Annotated in this window: 29 protein-coding genes; 8 read left to right on the forward strand and 21 right to left on the reverse strand. The window is 30.0% G+C overall.

The window, feature by feature from the left end; all coding sequences use genetic code 11:
* Positions 1–30: 30 nt before the first annotated feature.
* Genes AMN80_RS04160 through AMN80_RS04170 form a run of 3 tightly spaced genes read left to right on the forward strand, consistent with a single transcriptional unit; the run spans position 31 to position 838 of the window.
* On the forward strand, positions 31–312 hold the full coding sequence (locus AMN80_RS04160) for a hypothetical protein (RefSeq protein WP_075520713.1): 282 nt from the start codon (positions 31–33) through the stop codon (positions 310–312).
* Positions 282–617 (forward strand): DUF1330 domain-containing protein, encoded by a 336-nt coding sequence (locus tag AMN80_RS04165; RefSeq protein WP_256997988.1) that lies wholly within the window; start codon positions 282–284, stop codon positions 615–617. The genes AMN80_RS04160 and AMN80_RS04165 overlap by 31 nt, the downstream gene beginning before the upstream one ends.
* Before the next feature lie 41 nt (positions 618–658).
* On the forward strand, positions 659–838 hold the full coding sequence (locus AMN80_RS04170; protein WP_256997991.1) for a DUF2798 domain-containing protein: 180 nt from the start codon (positions 659–661) through the stop codon (positions 836–838).
* On the opposite strand, the gene AMN80_RS04175 is transcribed toward AMN80_RS04170, so the two are convergent.
* The 5 genes from AMN80_RS04175 to AMN80_RS04190 form a co-directional block, all read right to left on the reverse strand.
* The gene (locus AMN80_RS04175) at positions 828–1,355 is read right to left on the reverse strand and encodes a hypothetical protein (RefSeq protein WP_075520715.1); all 528 of its coding nucleotides are present in this window, start codon (positions 1,353–1,355) and stop codon (positions 828–830) included. The genes AMN80_RS04170 and AMN80_RS04175 overlap by 11 nt on opposite strands.
* A gap of 2 nt (positions 1,356–1,357) precedes the next feature.
* The gene (locus AMN80_RS04180) at positions 1,358–1,981 is read right to left on the reverse strand and encodes an SOS response-associated peptidase (RefSeq protein ID WP_075520716.1); all 624 of its coding nucleotides are present in this window, start codon (positions 1,979–1,981) and stop codon (positions 1,358–1,360) included.
* A gap of 27 nt (positions 1,982–2,008) precedes the next feature.
* Positions 2,009–2,152, reverse strand: a complete 144-nt coding sequence (locus AMN80_RS05565; RefSeq protein WP_179850280.1) for a hypothetical protein — start codon at positions 2,150–2,152, stop codon at positions 2,009–2,011.
* 69 nt (positions 2,153–2,221) lie between these two features.
* Complete coding sequence (locus AMN80_RS04185; protein ID WP_082256559.1) at positions 2,222–2,557, reverse strand: DMT family transporter; 336 nt, start codon at positions 2,555–2,557, stop codon at positions 2,222–2,224.
* 1 nt (position 2,558) lies between these two features.
* Positions 2,559–2,951, reverse strand: a complete 393-nt coding sequence (locus tag AMN80_RS04190; RefSeq protein WP_075520717.1) for a carboxymuconolactone decarboxylase family protein — start codon at positions 2,949–2,951, stop codon at positions 2,559–2,561.
* 75 nt (positions 2,952–3,026) lie between these two features.
* Between AMN80_RS04190 and AMN80_RS04195 the strand changes: the two genes are divergently transcribed.
* The gene (locus tag AMN80_RS04195; RefSeq protein WP_075520718.1) at positions 3,027–3,905 is read left to right on the forward strand and encodes an NAD-dependent epimerase/dehydratase family protein; all 879 of its coding nucleotides are present in this window, start codon (positions 3,027–3,029) and stop codon (positions 3,903–3,905) included.
* Here the strand turns inward: AMN80_RS04195 and AMN80_RS04200 are convergent.
* Positions 3,902–4,687, reverse strand: a complete 786-nt coding sequence (locus tag AMN80_RS04200; protein ID WP_075520719.1) for an inositol monophosphatase family protein — start codon at positions 4,685–4,687, stop codon at positions 3,902–3,904. The genes AMN80_RS04195 and AMN80_RS04200 overlap by 4 nt on opposite strands.
* 85 nt (positions 4,688–4,772) lie before the next feature.
* Between AMN80_RS04200 and AMN80_RS04205 the strand changes: the two genes are divergently transcribed.
* On the forward strand, positions 4,773–5,873 hold the full coding sequence (locus AMN80_RS04205) for a TauD/TfdA family dioxygenase (RefSeq protein ID WP_075520720.1): 1,101 nt from the start codon (positions 4,773–4,775) through the stop codon (positions 5,871–5,873).
* Positions 5,874–5,889: 16 nt separating this feature from the next.
* Positions 5,890–6,519 carry a class I SAM-dependent DNA methyltransferase gene (locus AMN80_RS04210; protein WP_075520721.1) on the forward strand — a complete coding sequence of 210 codons (630 nt, stop codon included), beginning with the start codon at positions 5,890–5,892 and terminating at the stop codon, positions 6,517–6,519.
* Between the two features lie 2 nt (positions 6,520–6,521).
* On the opposite strand, the gene AMN80_RS04215 is transcribed toward AMN80_RS04210, so the two are convergent.
* The 3 genes from AMN80_RS04215 to AMN80_RS04225 all read right to left on the reverse strand — a co-directional run bounded on the left by AMN80_RS04215 (position 6,522) and on the right by AMN80_RS04225 (position 9,862).
* The gene (locus AMN80_RS04215; RefSeq protein ID WP_075520722.1) at positions 6,522–7,541 is read right to left on the reverse strand and encodes a class I SAM-dependent methyltransferase; all 1,020 of its coding nucleotides are present in this window, start codon (positions 7,539–7,541) and stop codon (positions 6,522–6,524) included.
* Positions 7,542–7,568: 27 nt separating this feature from the next.
* On the reverse strand, positions 7,569–8,276 hold the full coding sequence (locus tag AMN80_RS04220; RefSeq protein ID WP_075520723.1) for a cytochrome c biogenesis CcdA family protein: 708 nt from the start codon (positions 8,274–8,276) through the stop codon (positions 7,569–7,571).
* A gap of 143 nt (positions 8,277–8,419) precedes the next feature.
* Positions 8,420–9,862 (reverse strand): NAD-dependent succinate-semialdehyde dehydrogenase, encoded by a 1,443-nt coding sequence (locus tag AMN80_RS04225; RefSeq protein ID WP_075520724.1) that lies wholly within the window; start codon positions 9,860–9,862, stop codon positions 8,420–8,422.
* Between the two features lie 101 nt (positions 9,863–9,963).
* Here AMN80_RS04225 and AMN80_RS04230 point away from each other — a divergent pair, with 101 nt between their 5' ends.
* On the forward strand, positions 9,964–10,287 hold the full coding sequence (locus AMN80_RS04230) for a GYD domain-containing protein (RefSeq protein ID WP_075520725.1): 324 nt from the start codon (positions 9,964–9,966) through the stop codon (positions 10,285–10,287).
* Positions 10,288–10,322: 35 nt separating this feature from the next.
* Here the strand turns inward: AMN80_RS04230 and AMN80_RS04235 are convergent, their stop codons facing one another.
* From AMN80_RS04235 to AMN80_RS04265, 7 genes are all read right to left on the reverse strand, one after another.
* Positions 10,323–11,465 (reverse strand): hypothetical protein, encoded by a 1,143-nt coding sequence (locus tag AMN80_RS04235; RefSeq protein WP_075520726.1) that lies wholly within the window; start codon positions 11,463–11,465, stop codon positions 10,323–10,325.
* Between the two features lie 31 nt (positions 11,466–11,496).
* Positions 11,497–11,874: a SaoD/DsrE family protein gene (locus AMN80_RS04240; protein ID WP_075520727.1), complete on the reverse strand. Its 378-nt coding sequence runs from the start codon at positions 11,872–11,874 to the stop codon at positions 11,497–11,499.
* A 113-nt stretch (positions 11,875–11,987) separates the two neighbouring features.
* Complete coding sequence (locus AMN80_RS04245; protein ID WP_075520728.1) at positions 11,988–12,338, reverse strand: DUF779 domain-containing protein; 351 nt, start codon at positions 12,336–12,338, stop codon at positions 11,988–11,990.
* Between the two features lie 50 nt (positions 12,339–12,388).
* Positions 12,389–13,918, reverse strand: coding sequence for an aldehyde dehydrogenase family protein (locus tag AMN80_RS04250; RefSeq protein ID WP_075520758.1), 1,530 nt, complete (start codon positions 13,916–13,918; stop codon positions 12,389–12,391).
* A gap of 274 nt (positions 13,919–14,192) precedes the next feature.
* Positions 14,193–15,047: a DMT family transporter gene (locus AMN80_RS04255; protein WP_075520729.1), complete on the reverse strand. Its 855-nt coding sequence runs from the start codon at positions 15,045–15,047 to the stop codon at positions 14,193–14,195.
* 65 nt (positions 15,048–15,112) lie between these two features.
* A complete protein-coding gene (locus AMN80_RS04260) occupies positions 15,113–16,006 on the reverse strand; it encodes a DMT family transporter (RefSeq protein ID WP_075520730.1) in 894 nt (297 codons plus the stop codon).
* Positions 16,003–16,485, reverse strand: a complete 483-nt coding sequence (locus tag AMN80_RS04265; protein WP_075520731.1) for a YbaK/EbsC family protein — start codon at positions 16,483–16,485, stop codon at positions 16,003–16,005. The genes AMN80_RS04260 and AMN80_RS04265 overlap by 4 nt, the downstream gene beginning before the upstream one ends.
* A 136-nt stretch (positions 16,486–16,621) precedes the next feature.
* On the opposite strand from AMN80_RS04265, the gene glnA reads away from it, so the two are divergent.
* The gene (gene glnA / locus AMN80_RS04270; RefSeq protein WP_075520732.1) at positions 16,622–18,031 is read left to right on the forward strand and encodes a type I glutamate--ammonia ligase; all 1,410 of its coding nucleotides are present in this window, start codon (positions 16,622–16,624) and stop codon (positions 18,029–18,031) included.
* 4 nt (positions 18,032–18,035) lie between these two features.
* On the opposite strand, the gene AMN80_RS04275 is transcribed toward glnA, so the two are convergent.
* The 5 genes from AMN80_RS04275 to sufD all read right to left on the reverse strand — a co-directional run.
* A complete protein-coding gene (locus AMN80_RS04275; RefSeq protein ID WP_075520733.1) occupies positions 18,036–18,365 on the reverse strand; it encodes a HesB/IscA family protein in 330 nt (109 codons plus the stop codon).
* Positions 18,362–18,661 (reverse strand): SUF system Fe-S cluster assembly protein, encoded by a 300-nt coding sequence (locus AMN80_RS04280; RefSeq protein WP_075520734.1) that lies wholly within the window; start codon positions 18,659–18,661, stop codon positions 18,362–18,364. Before AMN80_RS04280 ends, AMN80_RS04275 begins: the two co-directional genes overlap by 4 nt.
* Positions 18,662–18,663: 2 nt before the next feature.
* Positions 18,664–19,134, reverse strand: a complete 471-nt coding sequence (sufU, locus tag AMN80_RS04285) for a Fe-S cluster assembly sulfur transfer protein SufU (RefSeq protein ID WP_075520735.1) — start codon at positions 19,132–19,134, stop codon at positions 18,664–18,666.
* 2 nt (positions 19,135–19,136) lie between these two features.
* Positions 19,137–20,351: an aminotransferase class V-fold PLP-dependent enzyme gene (locus AMN80_RS04290; protein ID WP_075520736.1), complete on the reverse strand. Its 1,215-nt coding sequence runs from the start codon at positions 20,349–20,351 to the stop codon at positions 19,137–19,139.
* A partial coding sequence (gene sufD, locus AMN80_RS04295; RefSeq protein ID WP_075520737.1) for a Fe-S cluster assembly protein SufD occupies positions 20,348–21,345 on the reverse strand: 998 nt, incomplete at its 5' end. The genes AMN80_RS04290 and sufD, both read right to left, overlap by 4 nt.

Here is a 21,345-nt window from a genome sequence, read left to right on the forward strand (position 1 = left end):
AAATATAATTAAACAAATGAAAGGATGATTATGAAAAACTATTTAGCAACACACATATTTAAATCTGAAGAGATGAAGAAAAAATTCATGGATTTTGTTACTTCAACTCCACATGAAGATTTAAAAAAAGGTGTGACAGGTGCAAAAGCAAGATGCTTGGTTACTATGGTAGGTGCAGGTGACTCTATGAAAGTTTTCTGTAGATGGGAAGCTGAAAGTAAAGATGCAATCATAGAACAACTTGGTGATATGAACAGCATGTTTACCACTGATCCAGAAGAGTGTGGAAACATCATGGACTTCAGAAACTAAGGAACAAAGGATTTAAAATGGCTGGTTATGTAGTAGCTCAGATTAATATGACTAATAAAGAGGGTTTTAAAGTTTATGCAGAGCAAGTTCCTGAAACTATAAAACAATTCGGTGGCAAGTATGTTGTAAGAGCTGGTGAATATACATCTATGGAAGGTAAATGGGATTATACTAGAAATGTAATTATTGAATTTCCCACTTACGAAAAAGCATTAGAGTGGTATAACTCAGATTTATACAAGCCGGTTAAAGAATTACGCCAAAAAAATTCTGAAGGTAATTTAATTATAATTAAAGGTGTGTAGTGATCTCAAAAAAATACTCTCAATTACTTTTTACATTGATTGTGGGATTTTTTACAAGTCTTATCATGACTTTATTAATTACTTATATTAACACTGGGCTAGACGAACTATATGTAAAACGATTTTTGAAAGCTTGGTCTGTAAGCTTACCTATTGCAATTATTACTGTGTTAAGTCTTGCCCCAGTTGTTAAAAAATTTGTAGATAAAATTACTTCTTAGAACTTTCTTTATAATTAGACATCCATTTACTAAAAACTTTTATTGCACCATTCATTTCTTTTGTTTTATGGGGGTGTTTTTTTGCTCGTCCTAGCATAGTTGCAATTACATTAACTTGATATTTGATAGGTCTGTTTTTAATTGTATCGACGGTATACAAAGCTTTTTCCTTATTTTTAAAACCTAATCCATGGGTCGTAGTTTTAGGATTATAATCTGAAAATAGAGATAAATTTATTGGTTTTATAGTCTTACTAATTTTTAGAGTATCAATATATTTAAATAAAGTATTGGTATTAACTTTATTCAAAACTTTTTTTGTTTTGCCATCAAAATCAATAAAATTTATTTTAAAACCTTTTTTATCTATTTTTGTAATTAACTTAATATGTCTTTTGTGAAATTTTTTTATATGCTTTTGATAAACATGCTTAATATTTAAGTAATCTTTTAATTTATAATTTGGGGATTTAATTAATAAAATTCTACTTTTGTTTTTATACTTAGTTAAATCCATTATTAATTTAACTTACTAATCAATGATGGATAATTGTTTGTAGGTTTATTAACTTCTTTAGATATCTCATAAAAATTTAAAGGGATTTTTTTAATCTGGCTCAAGTATTTTTTGCCATCCTTTTTAAGATCTAAATAATTATTTATTTCATTATTATTTAAAATAACTGGCTGTCTATGATGTATATCCATAACGTTTTGACTAGCCTCTTCAGTAATTAAACAAAATTCATTATTTTCAAAAATTCCAGCCACGTATAAAGGTTTTTTATCTTCTCTTGTAAAATAAAATGGAGTTTTGCTTTCCTTAGATCGTTTCCACTCGTAAAATCCATCCATTACAGCAACACATCTTGTTGTTTTTATAAGTTTTTTAAAAGAAACTTTTTCATCAATTGTTTCTATTCTTGCATTTATTAAAGGTCTAAAATCTTTTTGTTTTGCCCACGATGGTACTATCCCCCACTTCACTAACTCTAAAGTCTTACCATTTGAATATGATTTTATAATTGGTAATGCTTGACTTGGGTGTGCATTAAAGTTTTCATCATCTTTAACTGTTGTCGATGATTTTACAATTTTAACAGTTTTTTCAACTGGTTTGGTAATTACATACCTGCCACACATAAATTAATTATACTTTAATTGAAAAAATTAAAAACCCATTTTAGACCAATTAATTTTATCTTGGTCTTTACTTTGGAATTTTTCTAACTCTTTTTTTGATGGTTTTCTAAATATAAATACAATAGTTGCTAAAAAAGCAATTCCTAATAATGTTGCGTAACAAACGTTCATAACTTTAAATTAATTAATTTTTTCAAATTTTCAACGTTTTAAAATGTACAGAATTGTCCTAGTTAATTTTTAAGAAGTTTTTCCTAAGAAATTTACAAGTACTACACCTATGATAATTAAAGTTATACCAATAATTCCATAGATATTTGGAATTTGATTATACTTAAGTATTCCAAAAATAGTCACCGCTGTGATTGTTAAACCTCCATAAGTCGCATAAGTAAATCCAACAGGTATTATCATCATTGCTTTTGCCAGAAAAAATATACAAAGAAGTATAGTAACCATGCACATAATTGTCGGACCAATGTTAGTAAATCCATTTGTGGTTTTAAGAAATCCGTTAGAAGTTATTCCAAGAACAACTGCTAAAAGTAAATATACATATCCAATTAAATTGCTCATATTATTTATAAATTTTATCTACTTCTACTTGATAAGCTTCAACCAATTTATTATTTTGATTAGCTATACCAACAACATCGATCATTTCTTTTATCATTTGATCTGTTGCACCTTTCTTTTTAGCAGCAAATGTATGTGATCTTGTACAATATCCACAGCTATTAGTAATTGAAACAGCAACATAAATTAACTCTTTAGTAACACTATCTAAAGCTCCATCTTTCATAACTGCTTTAAGACTATTCCAAGTTCTTTCAAGCAATGCAGGATTATGTGCAATCGACCTCCAAAAATTTGGTATTTTTGATATTTTTCTTGTTTTTTTTATTTCACTAAAAATATTTTTGACTTTGCCTTTGGCTTTTTTTTCGTTAATTGGTTTAAAAATTTCCATATTCCTCCTATTTAATTGTTATTCTAATTTAGTTATTTACATAAATAAATATTTAAATTAATAGATAACTGTTGGATGAGCGCTAAAAAGATAGTAGTCACCGGTGGTGCAGGATTTGTTGGAACAAATCTTATTAAATATTTTTTAGAAAAAACAAAATTGAATATAATTTCAATTGATAATTATAGCTCAAGCTCAAAGAGAAATCATATTAGAAGCCCAAGAGTAAGATATATAAAAGCACATACAAAAAATATCAGCACAGTTATAAATCCAAAAAAAATTCGCACTATTTTTCATTTTGGAGAATTTTCTAGGATTTATCAAAGTTTTTTACAGATGGATAAATGTATAGAGTCAAACTCTATAGGTACTAATGCTGTAATAAACTTTTGTTTAAAAAATAAAATTAAATTAATTTATAGTGCTACATCTGCATCTCTTGGAAACAAAGGTAAAGATAAAGATTTATCACCTTATGCTTTTACAAAAGCCAAAAATTTAGAAATCTTAGAAAATATGAAAAAATGGTTTAATTTTAAATATGAAATAATTTATTTTTACAATGTTTATGGGCCTAATCAAATTGGTAAAGGAAATATGGCAACCGTTATTGGAATATTTGAAGATTTTTACAAGAGAAAAAGGCCACTTCCTGTTGTAAGACCTGGAACTCAATCAAGAAGATTCACTCATATAAATGATACGGTTAAGATTTGTTATATGGCTTGGAAGAAAAATCTTTGTAGACACTATAGTATTTCTCACAGAGAAAGTTTTTCAATCATCAAAGTTGCAAAAATGTTTAAAAGAAAAATCAAATACTTACCAAGAAGAGCTGGGGAAAGATATGCATCTGCTCTTACTAATATGAATCTTTCTAATAGAGTTTATAAACACTTTGGTAAAATTAAGTTAAGAGATTATATAAAAGATTTTATTAAAAATAATTAATTGAGTGGTTTTAACATCTTAAGCATTTGTTTGTGAATTAGCTTACTCGAAGATATTAAAACATTTCCGCTTTTAAAATTTTCTTTATTTTCCCAATTAGTTACAGTTCCACCTGAAGCTTTTATGATGGGTATTAAAGGATAAATATCCCAAATTTTATTTCCACTTTGAAATACTGTATCAATTTTACCTTCACAAAAATGTGAGTAACTTAATGCATCCATACAAGGAAATTGCATTCGTGGTAATAATTTTTTAACTTTTTTAAGTTTATCTAAACTGTACTGGCCGTGGAAATCTCCAGATATTTTTGCATGTTTAAATTTTTTACAATTTGAAGATCTTAATTTTATTTTTTTCTTCCCATTAAAAAGGAAGGCTTTTTTACTATCCTGGTTAATATAAAATTTATTTAAGATTGGAAAATTTGCTAATCCCATAATTGGTTTATTCTTATAACAAAATGCAATTAAATTACTCCATGATGGATATCCAATTACAAATGATCTAGTTCCATCAATTGGATCTATGACCCAAGAATAATCGCTTTTTTTATTTTTTAATCCAAATTCTTCGCCAATAATCGAGTGTTGAGGAAATCTTTTACTTATTTTAGTTCTAATAAATTTTTCAAATTTTTTATCTGCAATAGTAACCGGGTCATAATTAGAATCGCTACCTTTGTTCATAGCTTTAAATTTTTTGTTTAATTTTAACTTATAAAATTTGTTTAAATCTCTAGCTAAAGAAATTAGAAAATTATAAATATCTTTGTTTTTCATTTATTTTTGCTCTTATAGATGAGCTTATTACTATTTAATTTTACTTGATAAAAGTAAATTTTTTGAGATATCTAGGAATATTGATATGAAAATTGAATTAGAACAAAATAACAAAGTATTTGTTTTTGAAGGTTCAAATAAATGGGAGTTACACCCTATTTGGCTTAGGGAAAGAGTAAGTGAGAAAGAACACTTAGATAAAAATACCGAGCAACGTCTTTTTGATCCATCGTTTTTAAAAGATATCAAAATTAATAAAGTAAATATTATAGATAAACTTTTGGATATTGAATTTAGCGATGGCGTAAAGTCAAAGATTGAAATTGATAAAATAGAAAAAGAGTTTAATTCAGACACTTTTTTAAAAGATCTAATAAAACCAGTTTTATGGGACTCTAACCTTAAAGATATAAAAAATTTTAGATTTAAAGATAATTTTTTTGAAAGTGATGAGATGTTAGAACTTTTAAAATCATTTTACAAAAATGGTTTTGTAGTAATTTCTAACGTTCCAACAAAAGATAACTTCATTGTTAAATTTGCAAATTCAATAGGAAGTATTAGAAGGACTAATTTTGGAGAATATTTTAACGTAAAGTCAAAACCTAATCCAAACGACTTAGCATATACACCTTTACCTTTATCACCTCACACAGATAACCCATATAGAAAACCTATACCTAACATTCAATTATTACATTGTATTGAAAATGAAGTAAGTGAAGGATATTCAACTTTAGTAGATGGGTTTTCAGTTGCAGAAAGTTTAAAGAAAAATCATTCTGATTTTTTTAAAATTCTTACAGAGGTAAAGGTAAAATTTAGATTTGTTGATAAAGATGTTGTATTAGAAAATGTAGGCCAACTTATTGAATTAGACGAAGATAGCAAAATTAAACAAGTAAGATTTAGTACAAGATTAGATTTCGTGCCTGCTTTAGAAAAAGAAAGACTAGATTTATACTACCAAGCAAGAAATAAAATATCAGAAATTTACAACTCAGATAAGTTTTTGATTAAATTTAAATTAACGCCAGGTGATTTATTAATGATGGATAATTATAGGCTCTTACACGGTAGAACAGAATTTAATCCAAATGAAGGAAATAGATTTTTACAAGGTTGTTATATTGATTATGACTCCTCAGAAGGTAAACTTAGACATTTACTTAGAAAATTTATTTAATTAAATTATTAATCCAATGGCTCAAAAAGATATAGGAAATAAAGTTCCATTACATACTCTAAAGAAAACAGAGGATGTGATGAAGTTTTATGACGACTGGGGTAAAGAAAATAAGTACGACAAAGATATGTCAGACTGGAACTACACTGGTCCAAAAGAGACATCAGAGGTTTTTAATAAATATGCAAATGATAAAGAAATCAAAATTTACGATGCTGGTTGTGGCACAGGGTTGGTTGGGGTTGAATTAAAAAAATATGGTTTTAAAAACTTTTATGGCGCAGATCTTTCCCAAAATCTTTTAGATTTAGTTCCAAATGGTCTTTATCATTTATTAGAGAAAGCTGATCTTAATAAAAGAATAAATCATGAAGATAATAAATTTGATGCAGTGATGTGTGTTGGTACATTTACTTACGCTCATGTTAAACCACCTGCTTTAGATGAATTTGTAAGAATTACTAAAAATAAAGGTTTAATATGTTTTACGATTAATGAAGGTATTCATGAAGAATATGGTTTTGATAAAAAATTAAAAGAATTGTGTGACACAAATAAATGTAAAAAATTAGAGTTTTTTAAATCTCAATATCTTGCTAGTAAAGAAGTGAATGCCTGGCTTGGATTATATGAAGTAATGAAATAAATTTATAATTTTCTAAATGCCATGCTCTTACTTAGATAGGCATTTTTGTTATAGTACATTTCAAGTCCATAATTTTTAGCTACTTCTTTTAAATCTTCTCTTATGTATTTTGGATAAAACGGTTCATGGGTAGAATATGGAAAAAATTCTAATAGTGGATTTAATTTAGGATTATCATCAATTTGTAAAGAGTCTGTTAAAACAAAGATACCACCCTTTTTTAATACTCTTGAGATTTCAGAAAATACCTGCTTTCTAATTTCAGTTGGTATTTCATGAAACATATATGTAGACGTAAGAATATCAAAAGACTCGTTCTCAAATGGTAATTCTTCCCCTTTGCAATTAACGTAATTGATATCTTTGAACTTTTTTAGCTTTTGCTTTGCAACATTTAAGTATTCTTCAGATAAGTCTGAGCAAGTAATTTCAGTATTTTTAAAATTTAATTTATAACTCTCGATAATTTCTCCAGTACCTGTTCCAATATCTAATAATTTAATATTTTTTTTATTAGAATTTAAATAGTTAATGAGTGGTATCATGGAAAATCTTCTCATAGTTGCTGCACATCCAGTGAAAAGTGTTTCGACTTGAAATTCATATAGTCTTGCTGACTTTTCACTTAAGTATCCATCAGTTTGATAATGAAAGTTTCTTAAATAATATTTAGGTAAGTCCTTTTTCTTTGTTTCTACTTCAGAAAATTTACCTGAAGCTCTTCGTTTATCTATCTTAGGAAGGTCAAGAAAAAAATCAAAACTTCCTTTTGCTGCACTTAATAAATCCTTTAGTTGTGTTTTTGGTAATTTATAGAATTTTGAATTAATTAATTTTCTTTCCTCATTTAATAACTTCATCATCTCAAAAAACATTTGTTTTCCTGATGGCATCTTGCCATAAAATGATGGAGGGTTAGTTTTATCTATTTTTATTGGTGTAGAATATTTAAAAGAAATTATATAATGCGCAGAGTACCAAAGAAATTTTGTTGACTGATTAAAAAAGTAACCTATCGACATATCTATATTTTACACCAAAAAATTATTTTAACCAAGCTTTTGTAAGAAAGGTAAAGCTTCTAATAAATAATAACCAACAGCTTGTAATTGATTTGTAATTATTAGAATTCCTGTAATTAAAAGGATAGCTCCTCCAGATTTTGAAATAATGTTCATATTGTTTTTAAGATTTTTTGAAACTGACATGAACTTTTGAATTAAGATACCAGACAAAATAAATGGAATTGCTAAACCTAGGGAGTAGGCTGTTAAAAGTAAAATTCCTTTAGTTAAAGTACTTTCTAATGCCGCTAAGGCCAATATAGATCCAAGAATTGGCCCAATACACGGTGTCCAACCAAAGCCAAAAGCCATTCCAACTAAAACAGGGTATAATTTATTTGATCTTCTTTCTGTCTGAAATCTTTTTTCTATATTTAAAAATTTAAAATTAAAAAGACCTAAGAGTTGTAAGGAGAACAAAATAATAATTGCACCTGAAACAATTCTAAGTTCAAAAGAATTGTTTAATACAAAGTTACCAATTAAAGTACTTGTTGCTCCAAAAGCAATAAACACTATTGAAAAACCAATAGTAAAAAGCACAGTTGGAATAATATTTACCCGCTTACTTTCTAATAGTTCATTTAAAGTACTTCCTGAGACATAAGAAATATAACCTGGAATAAGTGGTAGAACACATGGTGACAAAAAACTTATGAAGCCTGCAAAAAAAGCTAATAATAATTGTGCCATTTATAATTTTTAATTTTAAAAAGGTGAGAAAATCACAATTAATAGCAAGATAATCCATATGACGCCGTAATAAAGTGGCATCATATTTCTCCAAGAAAATAATATATTAGCAGCCTTTTTAATTTGTTTTTTAGTTTTCATTTTTATCCTTTAATTCCTAAGTGAGTATATTTAACATTTAAATAATCTTTAATAGCCATTGACCCACCTTCTCTTCCATAACCTGCTTGCTTTATACCACCAAATGGTGCTTCAGCAATTGCGACTAAAGGCGTATTAACTGCAACTGTTCCAGTCTCCATTAATTCAGATGCACGGTGTGCTCTCTCCATTGAATTTGTACAAATATAACTTGATAATCCAAGTTCGTGATTGTTTGCTCTTTCTATAACTTCATCAAATTCTTTAAATGATAGCATTGGCACTAAAGGGCCAAATGGTTCTACCTTCATAATTGTAAAATCGTCTTTTACATCGTCAAAAATAGTTGGCTCGTAATAAAATCCTTTATTAAATCCTTTTGGTCTTTTGCCACCTAATAAAACTTTAGCACCCTCTTTTTTCGTAGTTTCAACTAAATCTTCAATTTCATTCAATCTTTTTTTAGTTGTTAAAGGACCAAGTTGAACTGATGGATCCATACCATCACCAATTTTTAATTTTTTTGTTTTTTCTACAAAAATATTTATAAATTCTTCTTTTTTCTTTTCTTGTATATAAAATCTGTTTGGGGAAATACAAACTTGCCCATTGTTTCTAAACTTCGCAGCAATTGCCATGTCAGCAGCTTTTTTAATATCGGCATCATCAAAAACTATAAAAGGTGAATGTCCACTTAGTTCCATAGTTACTCTTTGAACTTTATCTGCGGCTTGTTTTAAAATTAATTTACCAACTCTAGATGAACCTGTAATAGATATTTTTTTTACAATATCTGAAGCGATTAATTGTTGTGCTATGCTTGGTGGGTCTCCTGATAATAAATTAACAACTCCGGGAGGCACTCCACACTCTCTACAAATTTCAACCTGCTCCATTACAACACCTGGTGTTATTACATCAGGTTTTACAATTACTGAACAACCTGCTGCAAGCGCTGTAGAAATTTTTCTAGCTGAGAGAACTAAAGGGAAATTCCATGGAACTAAAGCTGCAACAACGCCAACTGGTTGATAATAAACATGAACTCTTGTATCTTCAAATCTGCTTTCAACTGTTTGACCATAAATTCTTTTTGTCTCTTCTGCATTCCATTCATATATATCTGCAGCACCGTTAACTTCGCCTTTTGCTTCTGCAAACGGTTTTCCAACTTCGAGTGTCATCCATTTAGCAAGTATGTCTTGTTTTTCTCTCATCTTGTCAGCAATTCTTCTTAAAATATAAGCACGTTGCCATGGTGGTGTTTTTCTCCAAACTTCTAATCCTTTTTGAGCAGACAATAATGCTTTGTTTACATCTTCGGGCGATGCTTTTGAGGCTTGGCCTAAAACTTCTTCATTCGCTGGATTAATTACTTCGTACGTTTCGCCATTTGATGATTGATGCCATTTACCATCAGTGAATTGTCCGTATTTTTCGTACATATTGCAATCTAACATTACCTTTTAAAGTGTCTAGTGTGCAAATAAATCATATGAAAAAGAATTCCGTATTCGTATTATAATGTTTATAAAAAAGGAGGAATATGGCTAAATTTTACGTTATGGGAAATTACTCAGCACAAGCTTTTCAAGGATTTGTTAAAGATCCGGGACAAGATAGAGGAAAAGCGGTTGAAGCAATTTCACAAGCAATGGGTGGAAAAGTTCACTCATTTGATATTGTCAGAGGTCCTGTTGATTTCGTAGCAGCAGTAGAGGCTGATAGTTTCACAAATGTTGCAGCAATTAAACTTGCTGTAGAAGCTAGTGGATCTATAAGCAACATGACTATTTGCGAGGCAATTGACATTAAGTCAGCTGCAGAGATGGCAGGAAAAGTAGCTTCAGTTTATAAACCTGCAGGCTAAACTTTTATTTAATCCTCTGTTGTGCGGACAGAGGATTAAAAACCCTGACTTAGTTTAAAATTAATACCTAGACGTTCATTTTCTTTATCGTCAAGATCCTGACTTTTATAACCAAAATTTATCTCCATCCCTGGGGCAATATTATATCCTATAGATGCTTGGAACACTTTTCCGTTATGACCTTCATCTGCTTCGTCGGCATCATTATCGGTGTATGTGTATGTTGTTCCGAAACTCCATTCCTTATTATATAAACCAAAACCTCCTGTGGTATGACTTCTGTTATGAGCAGCCTCACCCGCTTTATTATCTATGTGCATTCTCTCAAAAATAAACTTACTAGTTAAATCATTTGATAAATCTTGTTTGTGCATAAGCGAAGCTGAATATTTTGAGTTATCTGTTGCATCGTTTATACCTGCTGCTTGCTCAGCAAAACCAAATCTGTAAGAAAGTCCTTCCATAAAAAAATTATTGAACATTGATAAATTTGAACCACTATAAGATATTGCATAAGAGGAAAAATCCTCAGTATTAGATACTCCACTATCCTCTTTGCTGTTATGACCTCTCTCGAAAAATAAAGAGTCACTAAATGGACCTGTGTCAGCAAAAAAAGTACTTAAATTTAGTTTATGATTACCATAGTAACCTGTATCATTTTTTAAAATACCACCAAAACCAATTTTTTCTTTAATTTGGTATGCTTCAATTACTTGATAACCATACATACCTGGAAAATTATGGTAGTTAAATCCAACAATTGGATTAAATTTTCCTATATAACCTGAAAAGTTATCACTGTCATAATTTAGCTGAAGTGTTTCTAATACAAGCATATGGTCATCAATTCCATGATCTTTACCTGCTGGTGTTGCATATCCCCCATGAGCGTGCGCATCTCCATCTGGTCCTCCTTCAAGCTTTGTATTTGAATTTATTGACCAACCTTCTCCAAAACCATATCCTAGTTCAGCATGTGAATGTGAATAAAGTTCCTCATATTTACCGTCTGATGATACGCTGGTAATTTTATCTGCAAAAATGTTTAATTCTAAGTGACCGTAAAAACCCTCGCCCCCATGAGCTCCATGATCATGACCTTCATGACCTTCTTCGGCATTCATAGATGTTGTAAAAATTATTAAAGCTAAAATTATATTAAAAAAGATTTTCATTTTTTTATTTCCCTGTTTAAAGTTTTTTTATTTAAAGTGTGATTACTTGATCTGGCGGATTTGGACCAAGAGCTGTATATAATTGTGGAAAACATCCAGCAACAACACCATCAACTAGACCTTTTGCTTTAACTTCTCCACTACCACATTGCTCAAAAGTACCTTCTGCTAATTCTCTTCTAACAGCACATTGATCACAAACCATAAGAAGCATTTTCTTCTCTTTTGCAATCTTTGCTAAACGCTCTCCCACTGGATTACCTTTTTGAAGACACATAATATTGTCGTCGAAAAAAAACATTCCAACGACATTAACTAAATGAGAATTATCCTCTAGCTGAGGTAATATCATGGTGCCTAATTGAAAAGTACTTGCCATATTACTTTTAAAAACGTACGCGATTTTCATAAATAAACTCCTTAATTGTTAAATGTTATATTATAACATGTTATAATATAACATATTTCAAAAAGGTAATAAGTCAAGCTTTATATTAGCTCAACTAAAATATTTATTTTAGATTAATTTTTTTTGTCGTTGTCTACGACTAAACAAATTTCTGATTTTGTCAGGAATCTTCGACCTGTTCCATTGTCTAAAGAAAACATTCCACCAATACCTTGAACAGCATCTATAGTTAAATCAGTATGTTTCCATTTCTCATATTGATCATCATTCATATAAAAAGGAACACCACCAATTTCTCCAAGTTTAACATCGCTATTACCTACTAAATATTCTTTCCTAGGATAGCACATTGGAGCGCTTCCATCACAACATCCGCCTGATTGATGAAATAAAAGCTCATCGCCATGTTGAGCTTTAATATCTTCAAGTAGTTTTAATGCAGATTCTGTTGCTTTTACTTTCATATAAAATATGGCCCGCGATTCCTCACGGGCCATTATATATTAATTATTGTTTAAAAGAAGCCTAATTTCTTTTCACTGTAAGACACGTGTAAGTTCTTTACTTGTCTGTAGTGGTTAAGCATCATTTTATGTGTTTCTCTTCCGATACCAGATTGTTTGTATCCACCGAAAGCAGCATGAGCTGGATATGCGTGATAGCAGTTTGTCCAAACTCTACCAGCTTGGATTTCTCTACCCATTCTAAACGCACGATTACCATTTCTAGTCCATACTCCTGCACCTAAACCATAAAGTGTGTCATTAGCAATTTCTAATGCTTCTTTCTCATCTTTAAATTTAGTTACAGAAACAACAGGTCCAAAAATTTCTTCTTGGAATATTCTCATGTCATTTTTACCTTCGAAAATAGTTGGCTCAATGTAGTTTCCTTTTTCTAAACCACTATTGATTTTAGCAACATTTCCTCCACATAGAACTTTGGCACCTTCTTTCTTACCTAAATCTAGATAAGATTTGATTTTTTCCATTTGTTCTAATGAAGCTTGCGCACCAATCATTGTTTCCATTTTTAAAGGATTGTCTTGTTTAACTGCTTTAGTTCTTGCAACAGCTCTTTCCATGAACTTGTCATAGATAGACTCTTGTACTAAAGCTCTACTTGGACAAGTACAAACTTCTCCTTGGTTTAATGTAAACATCGCAAAACCTTCTAGACATTTGTCGAAGAAGTCATCGTCTTTATCCATAACGTCTTCAAAATAAATGTTAGGAGATTTACCACCTAATTCTAATGTAATTGGAATTAAGTTTTGTGATGCGTATTGCATTATCAATCTTCCAGTTGTTGTTTCACCAGTGAAAGCAACTTTTCTTATTCTTTTAGAAGATGCTAAAGGTTTACCAGCTTCTAAACCAAAACCGCTTACAATGTTAACTACACCTGGAGGTAATATATCACCAATAAGTTCCATCAATACCATGATCGAAGCTGGAGTTTGCTCTGCAGGTTTTAATACCACACAGTTACCAGCTGCTAATGCTGGAGCAAGTTTCCAAGTTGCCATTAGTAAAGGGAAGTTCCAAGGTATAATTTGTCCAACTACACCTAGTGGCTCAGGTATATGGTAAGAATATTCACCGCTGCTAATTTCAGCAATTGAACCTTCTTCAGCTCTAATTACACCTGCAAAATATCTCCAGTGGTCAATCACTAAAGGTAAGTCTGCAGCCATACATTCTCTGATTGGCTTACCATTATCTAAACACTCTGCTACAGCTAATGTATTTAAGTTTTTCTCAATCGCATCAGCTACTTTAAGTAACATGTTAGATCTTTCCGTAATTGAAGTTTTACCCCAAGACGGAAAAGCTGCGTGAGCTGCATCTAATGCTGCATCCACGTCTTTTTCATTTGATCTTGCAACTGCACAGATTTTTTCATTTGAAATCGGAGAAGTATTGTCAAAATACTTTCCAGATTTAGGCTCTACAAATTTACCGTTAATGTAGTTTCCGTATTTAGCTTTAAACGGAAATTTGACCTTCAAATGAGATGTATCTAGAACAGAAGACAATTTCATTTCTGCACTCATTTTTCCTCCATTTGTTTTACGCTTTTTTGACTTCGACTTAGCTTTTTTTGATGATTTAGAAAGTTTCCTTGTCGTTCCGCTTTTAAGTTTTTTCTTTCTTTTAATCGACTTTTTTGTTTTCTTTCTTCTTCTTTTAATAGCTTTTTTAGTCTTAGCCATATTTATATAATTCTAATTAAAACTCTTTTTGGACACTCTGTAAACGAGCAATTTTATTTTCAATTTTAAGTTGTAGAATTATTATGCTTTTCTTCTTAGGTTTTTAGGTATTTTTCCTTGTAGCTAGATAGACACCAAATGATGCGACCACAAATCCAAAAATATCTAGATTAGAAAGTTGTTCATTCAAAAATATCCAAGCAATAATTGCAGTTGTTGCTGGAATTAGGAAAAAGATTGTTACAGTTTTACTCGCTGAATTATTTTTTATCAAATACATTAAAATCGTAAAAGCACCAAAGGATACTAAAAATATTTGATGACTCATAGCTATTAAAAAAGTTTTGTTAAAATTAATAAATGCATCGGCAAAAAAAATAACTATTAAAATATGAAACATGCATCCTCCCGCAGCTTGATACATATTGCTTACTGGTAATGGAGCATCTCCTCCAAATTTCTTTTGTAACAAAGTTGCAGATGTAATAGATGCCAGGGCTATAAATGATGCTATGATACCTACAGAGGGTAAACTTTCTCCAAGATCAAAACCTAGAACTATTGCAGCCCCAGTAAATCCAAGTATTACTCCAACCCACTGTCTCCAGCCAACTTTTTCATTTAAAATTGGTCCAGCTAATGCGTTTGTTAGTATTGGTTGCATTGTAACTATGAGAGCAGTTATCCCTGTTGGGATACCGAGAGAGACTGAGTAAAAAACACCACCTAAATAAATTCCGTGAAACAAAACTCCACTTAAAATTGAATGGGATAATTCTTTTCTCTCTAATGATAGCGAAATTTTTTTATATTTTGCATAAACCAAAAAACCAATGGCCACTATAAGAAACCTAAAAGCTAATGCAGAAAATGGATCACTGTTATCAACTATGGGTTTAGTTGTAACAAAAGCTGATGACCATAAAAAGATAAAAGCAAAAGATAAACTATTTTTCATTTAATCAAGTTATATCAATTTCACGTGAAACCACAGAAAAACCTAAAGTTGAATCAAAATTAAAATTAAACTTTAATTGGAATTCTTTTCGTAGATTTTTTTACTAGATATATCCCAAGGATAATTGCAACTAACGCTATAATTACTTTATCTGTAATAATTTCTCCTAAAAAAATGTATCCCAAAACAACTCCAAAAATAGGAATTAAATAAGCTACTTGAGACTGAAATACTAAGCCATTTTCTTTTAATACTTTAAATCTTAAAACCCATGCCAATCCTGTTGTAATTAAACCTAAGTAAATTATTGAAATAAGCGAGTTAACCGATGGATTATAATTCCAGGGTTTTTCTAAAATAAAACATATTGGCAGTAAAATTATTGTAGCCCAAATTAAAATGGATGCTGTAACATTTTCGTTTTTTTTCTTGCTTATTTTTAGAGTTAAAATACCGCCAATAACGTAGCCTAAAGACCCCATCAATATACAAAATGCAGAAAAGATGTTGTTTTCATTAATTAAAAAATCATCAGAAAATAGATAAACTATACCTGCAAAACCAACGGAAACACCAATAATTTTTAAGAGATTTATTTTCTCATTTTTTATAAATACATGAGCTAATAGTGTTGAAGTTAAAGGTGAAGTTGACATTAATATTGCAGCTAAATTACTTTGAACTTGCTTAACTCCATAAGCAATTAAAAAAAATGGTAATACAAGATTTACAAATCCAATAGATGCAAACCAAAGCCAATCTTTTGAAAATGCTTCAATTTTAATATTTTTAACACTGCATAAAATAAGCAAGGGAATTGAGCCTAAAAAAACTCTTATAAAAGCAATGGTTATTGGTCCAAAAGATTCTGTTGCAATTTTTATATTAAAAAAAGCTGAAGCCCAAATTACAGCTAAAAAAACAAGTAAAGAATAGTCAATTAAATTAGGTTGTCTCATTCTGAAATATCTAAAGTTTTACCATTAGTAATTTTTAAAAGATCTAAATTACTTATTTTAAAAATACTATTTGGATGGCCTGCTGCAGCAAAAACATCTTTAAATCTATCAAATGTTTTATCGACTAAAACATCAATTTTTTTTAAATGACCTACTGGTGAAACGCCGCCGATAATAAAACCTGTGTTTTCTTTGACTTGATCTGCATCAGCCATACAAACATCTTTTTTTGAAATAATTTTTTTTAATTTATTTAAAGAACATTTCTTATCGCCAGGTATCAAACATAAAATAAATCCATCATCAGCTTTTAAAAGTAAACTTTTAACTATTGCCCCAATTTCACAATTAAGTGCATTTGCAGCATCTTTTGCTGTTCTTGCTGTGCTTTCCAAAATAATAATTTTAATATTGTCATTGAATTCGTTAAGAGCTTTTTGAACTCTAATAACTGCCTCACTAGATAAAATTGAATTCATTTACAACCCTTGATTGTTTGCAAAAAAGTAATTTCTCATGTTTAATCCTATGCTTAAATGACATAGGAGATATTAATTTATATCAGGATTAAGTTATAATTATTTTTGATACTAATCCAGAAAATTTGGAGATAACATTATGAGCGCAAATAACGTACTTAAAACAATTAAAGATAAAGAAATAGAATACGTAGACCTAAGATTTACAGATCCTAGAGGAAAACTTCAACATGTAACAATGGATGCCAAAGTAGTAGATGGCGATATGTTAGAAGAAGGGATATTTTTTGATGGTTCATCAATTGCTGGTTGGAAAGCAATTAACGAGTCAGACATGATTTTGAAACCAGATTTATCAAGAGCAATTGTAGATCCTTTTACATCTCATAATACTCTAAATATTTTTTGCGATATTTTAGATGCAATTAAAAAAGATCCTTATGAAAGAGATCCAAGAGGAACAGCAAAAAAAGCTGAAGCCTATCTTAAAAAATCAGGTATAGGTGATAAAGCATTTTTTGGTCCAGAGGCAGAATTTTTTGTGTTTGATGACGTTAAGTTTAAAAACGATATGAATGAAACAGGTTTTAAAATAGATAGTACAGAGGGTCCTTACAATACAGGTAAAGACTATGACAATGGAAACATGGGTCACAGACCTGGTATTAAGGGCGGATATTTCCCAGTGCCACCAGTTGATAGTGCTCAAGATATGAGAAGTGAATATTTAAAAGCTATGAAAGACATGGGTATTAAAGTTGAAAAACATCACCATGAAGTAGCACCAAGCCAACACGAATTAGGTATGTACTTTGGAACACTTGTAGATCAAGCAGATAATTTGCAACTTTATAAGTATGCTGTTCACATGGTATCTCACTCATTTGGTAAGACAGCTACATTTATGCCTAAACCAGTTAAAGGTGATAATGGTTCTGGGATGCACGTGCACCAATCTATATGGAAAGGTGATAAGGCATTATTTTCAGGAGATAAATATGCTGGACTTTCGGATCTTGCTTTAAATTATATTGGAGGAATTTTAAAACACGCTAAAGCGATTAATGCTTTTTCTAACGCTACAACTAATAGCTATAAGAGATTAATTCCTGGATTTGAAGCACCAGTATTATTAGCGTATTCTGCAAGAAATAGATCAGCTTCATGCAGAATACCAATAACATTAAGTAAAAAAGCTGCAAGATGTGAAATCAGATTTGGTGATGCAGCAGGAAATCCTTACTTAACTTTTGCTGCTATGTTAATGGCTGGGTTAGATGGAATTAAAAATAAAATTAATCCTGGTAAATCTTTTGATAAAGACCTCTATGCATTATCAGAGGAGGAAGTAAGTAAAATCCCAACTGTCTGTGGTTCTTTAAGAGAAGCAATGGAGAGTTTAGATAAGGATAGAAAATTCTTAACTGAAGGTGGTGTTTTCACAGACGACCAGATTGATGCATACATTTCATTGAAGATGGAAGAAGTTCATAATTTTGAACATACTCCACATCCAATTGAATTTGAGATGTATTACAGCTGTTAATCGATTATATTTTAAAAGACTCACCACATCCACAACGTTCAGTTTCGTTTGGATTATTGAATACGAATGAAGATGAGAATTCCTCAACTTTGTAGTCCATTTCTGTTCCAAGAAGATACATTATTGCACTTGGGTCTATAAAAACTTTAACGCCTTTGTCTTCTATTAATTCATCATTTGGTTGCTGAGTTTTAGCATATTCCATGATGTAAGACATTCCTGCACAACCACCACTCTTTACGCCAATCCTTACACCTAATGAATCTTTATTTTCTGAAAGTATTTCTTTTATTCTATCAGCTGCTTTATCGCTTAATTTAATTACTTGTGTCATAGATTTAGCTCTAATTTTCCTGCCTCTGTAATCATTGATTTATCCCAAGGTGGGTCCCATACCAACTCTAAGTTTACTTTATTTACTTCTTTAACTTCTTTAACTGTGTTTTCAACTTCCATCGGTAAACTTTCTGCTACTGGACAGTTAGGGGTAGTAAGTGTCATTTTTACATCTACATTATTTTTATCATCCACTTTCACATCGTAAATTAAACCAAGATCATAAATATTGACTGGTATTTCAGGATCGTAGATTTTTTTGATCTCCCCTATAATTTTTTCTTTAAGTTCCATGATTAAATAAATTTCTCACTATTATTTTCATCTTTTTTATAATTCATAGCCGAAGCTAAAGCATGCCAAGCTATAGTAGCACACTTTACTCTCATTGGGTATCGTTTAACTCCTGATAGTGACATTAGCTTAGTTTTTTCGTCTTCTTTGATTAATTGAGATTTTAATTCAGGACTTTGTTTGATCATATCTAAAAAATCATTTAAGATTTCTTTTACCTCAGGATTTTTTTTATCTTTCATTAATTCAGTCATTATTGATGCTGATGCCATTGAAATTGCACAGCCATGCCCTTCAAAAGATATATCCTCAATTTCTTTATCCTCATTTAATTTTAAATAAACGTGAACTTTATCCCCGCATAAAGGATTATAACCCTCAGCATCTTTATTAAAATTTTCAAATTTACCTAAATTTCTCGGGTTTTTTCCGTGATCTAAAATTATTTCTTGATAAAGCTCTTTTAAGTCCATTGTTAGCTAAATATTTTTTTACACTTATTTAATGATTCATTAAGTTGATCTAAATCTTCTTTAGTATTGTATACTCCTAATGAGGCTCTTGCTGTTGCTGACAAACCTAGTTTCTCATGCAAAATCTGACAACAATGATGGCCAGCTCTAATTGCAACACCATCTTCATCAAGAATAGTTGCAATATCATGAGGATGAACACCGTCTAAAGTAAATGATAATACTGAACCTTTATCTTTAGGATTTCCAATAAGTTTTACAGAGTTATTTTTTCTTAATACTTCCTCACCATAAACAGTTAATTCTCTCTCATGTTTTTCAATGTTTTCAATTCCAATTTTATTTATAAACTTAATAGACTCTCCAAATGCAATGACTTGAGCAGTTGCCATAGTTCCAGCTTCATATTTATTTGGTAATTCCCCAAATGTAATTCCTTCTTTTTTGACTTCTCTTATCATTCCACCGCCACCTTGATACGGAGGTAATTCTTCTAACCATTTTTTTTTCGCATACAAAATACCTAATCCTGTAGGTCCATACATTTTGTGACATGAGATTGCATAAAAATCACAATCAAGATCTTGCATATCAAGCTTTAAATGAGGTGCTCCTTGACATCCATCAATTAACACTGGAATATTTTTTGAGTGTGCTAATTTTGTAATTTCTTTTACAGGTAATATTGCACCTGTCACGTTTGAAAGGTGGGTGATAGCTATAATTTTTGTCTTATCAGTAATATTTTTTTCAATTGTTTCTAAAGTTACATCTCCATTTTCATCCATTTCTGCAAATTTAATTTTGACACCGTTTGATTTTCTAAGGTAATGCCAAGGCACATAGTTTGAGTGATGTTCTAATTCTGTAAGAAGAACTTCATCACCCTCTTTTAAATATTTTTGACCAAATGTATTAGCAACTAAATTGATTGCCTCTGTCGCACCTTTAGTAAAGACTATTTCGTTTTTATCTTTTGCATTAATATATTTTTGAACTAAAGTTCTTGTATTCTCATACAAATTAGTAGCTGCAACAGCTAGATAATGGATACTTCTTCCAACATTTGAGAATTCTTTAGTATAGAAATCATAAATTCTGTCTACAACTACTTGGGGTTTTTGTGAGGAATTTGCACTGTCTAAATATACAAGATCATTATTTTGTATTTTATTACTAAAGATAGGAAATTCTTTTTTAATATCTTTTAAGCTCATTCTTTAACTCCCAATAAATTCTTAATTAGATTTTTAATCTCTTCATCTGTTATTTTTTCAATTACATCTAGTAAAAAACCATTGATAAGAAGTTTTTTTGCTTCCTTATAATTTAATCCTCTAGACATTAGATAAAATATTGAGTTCTCATCTAGACTTCCTGATGAGGATCCATGAGAACATTTTACATCATCAGCATAAATCTCTAATTCAGGTTTAGCATTAAACTCTGAATTCTCACTTAAAAGTATTGCATTACTTAATTGATAACCGTCTGTTTTTTGAGCCTCAGAATTTACAAAAATTTTTCCCTGATAAACTGCTTTAGATTTTTTCTCTAATACACTTTTTACTAGTTGATAACTTTTAGTATTTTCTACCAGGTGATTAATATTTGATTTTATTTCATGATGATTTTCATCATCTAAATCAAAAATTCCATTTACAAAAGCTGAAGAATGCTTTCCTAGAAGATCACAATTAATTTCATTTTTGAAAAATTTTGAACCACTAGATAATATAAAAGTTTCAGAAATGCTGTTAGCCTCTTGCTTAACGTGGTTATAAGAATATTTAACATTATTATTTATTGATTTATCTATTTTATAGTTTTTTAATATAGATGATTTGCTTAATTCAAAATTATAATAAATATTAAGAAAATTTTTCTCTGAGTTTTCTTTGAAAATGTCAATAAGTCTTAAACATGCATTTTCCTCCAACTTAAAATCAATTCTCGAATTAGTATTTTTTGATTGTGTATTTTTATTTGTTGAATGATAAATTGCTAAAGGTTTTTTTAAACTATAATTTTTTTTAATAATAATTTTACAGAATTTATTGGAAAAAGCGTTGTTTAGGTTAATTAGTGAATTAATATTTTCTTTAATAGTTTCTTCACCCTGTTCAACTAAAATTTCAATTTTATCTTTATCTTCAAACTTAAAATCGATTTTTTCAATTTTTCCATCAACTATAATAATTTTATTATGTT

It is taken from the genome of Candidatus Pelagibacter communis (assembly GCF_001179985.1).
GTDB lineage: Bacteria > Pseudomonadota > Alphaproteobacteria > Pelagibacterales > Pelagibacteraceae > Pelagibacter > Pelagibacter ubique_J.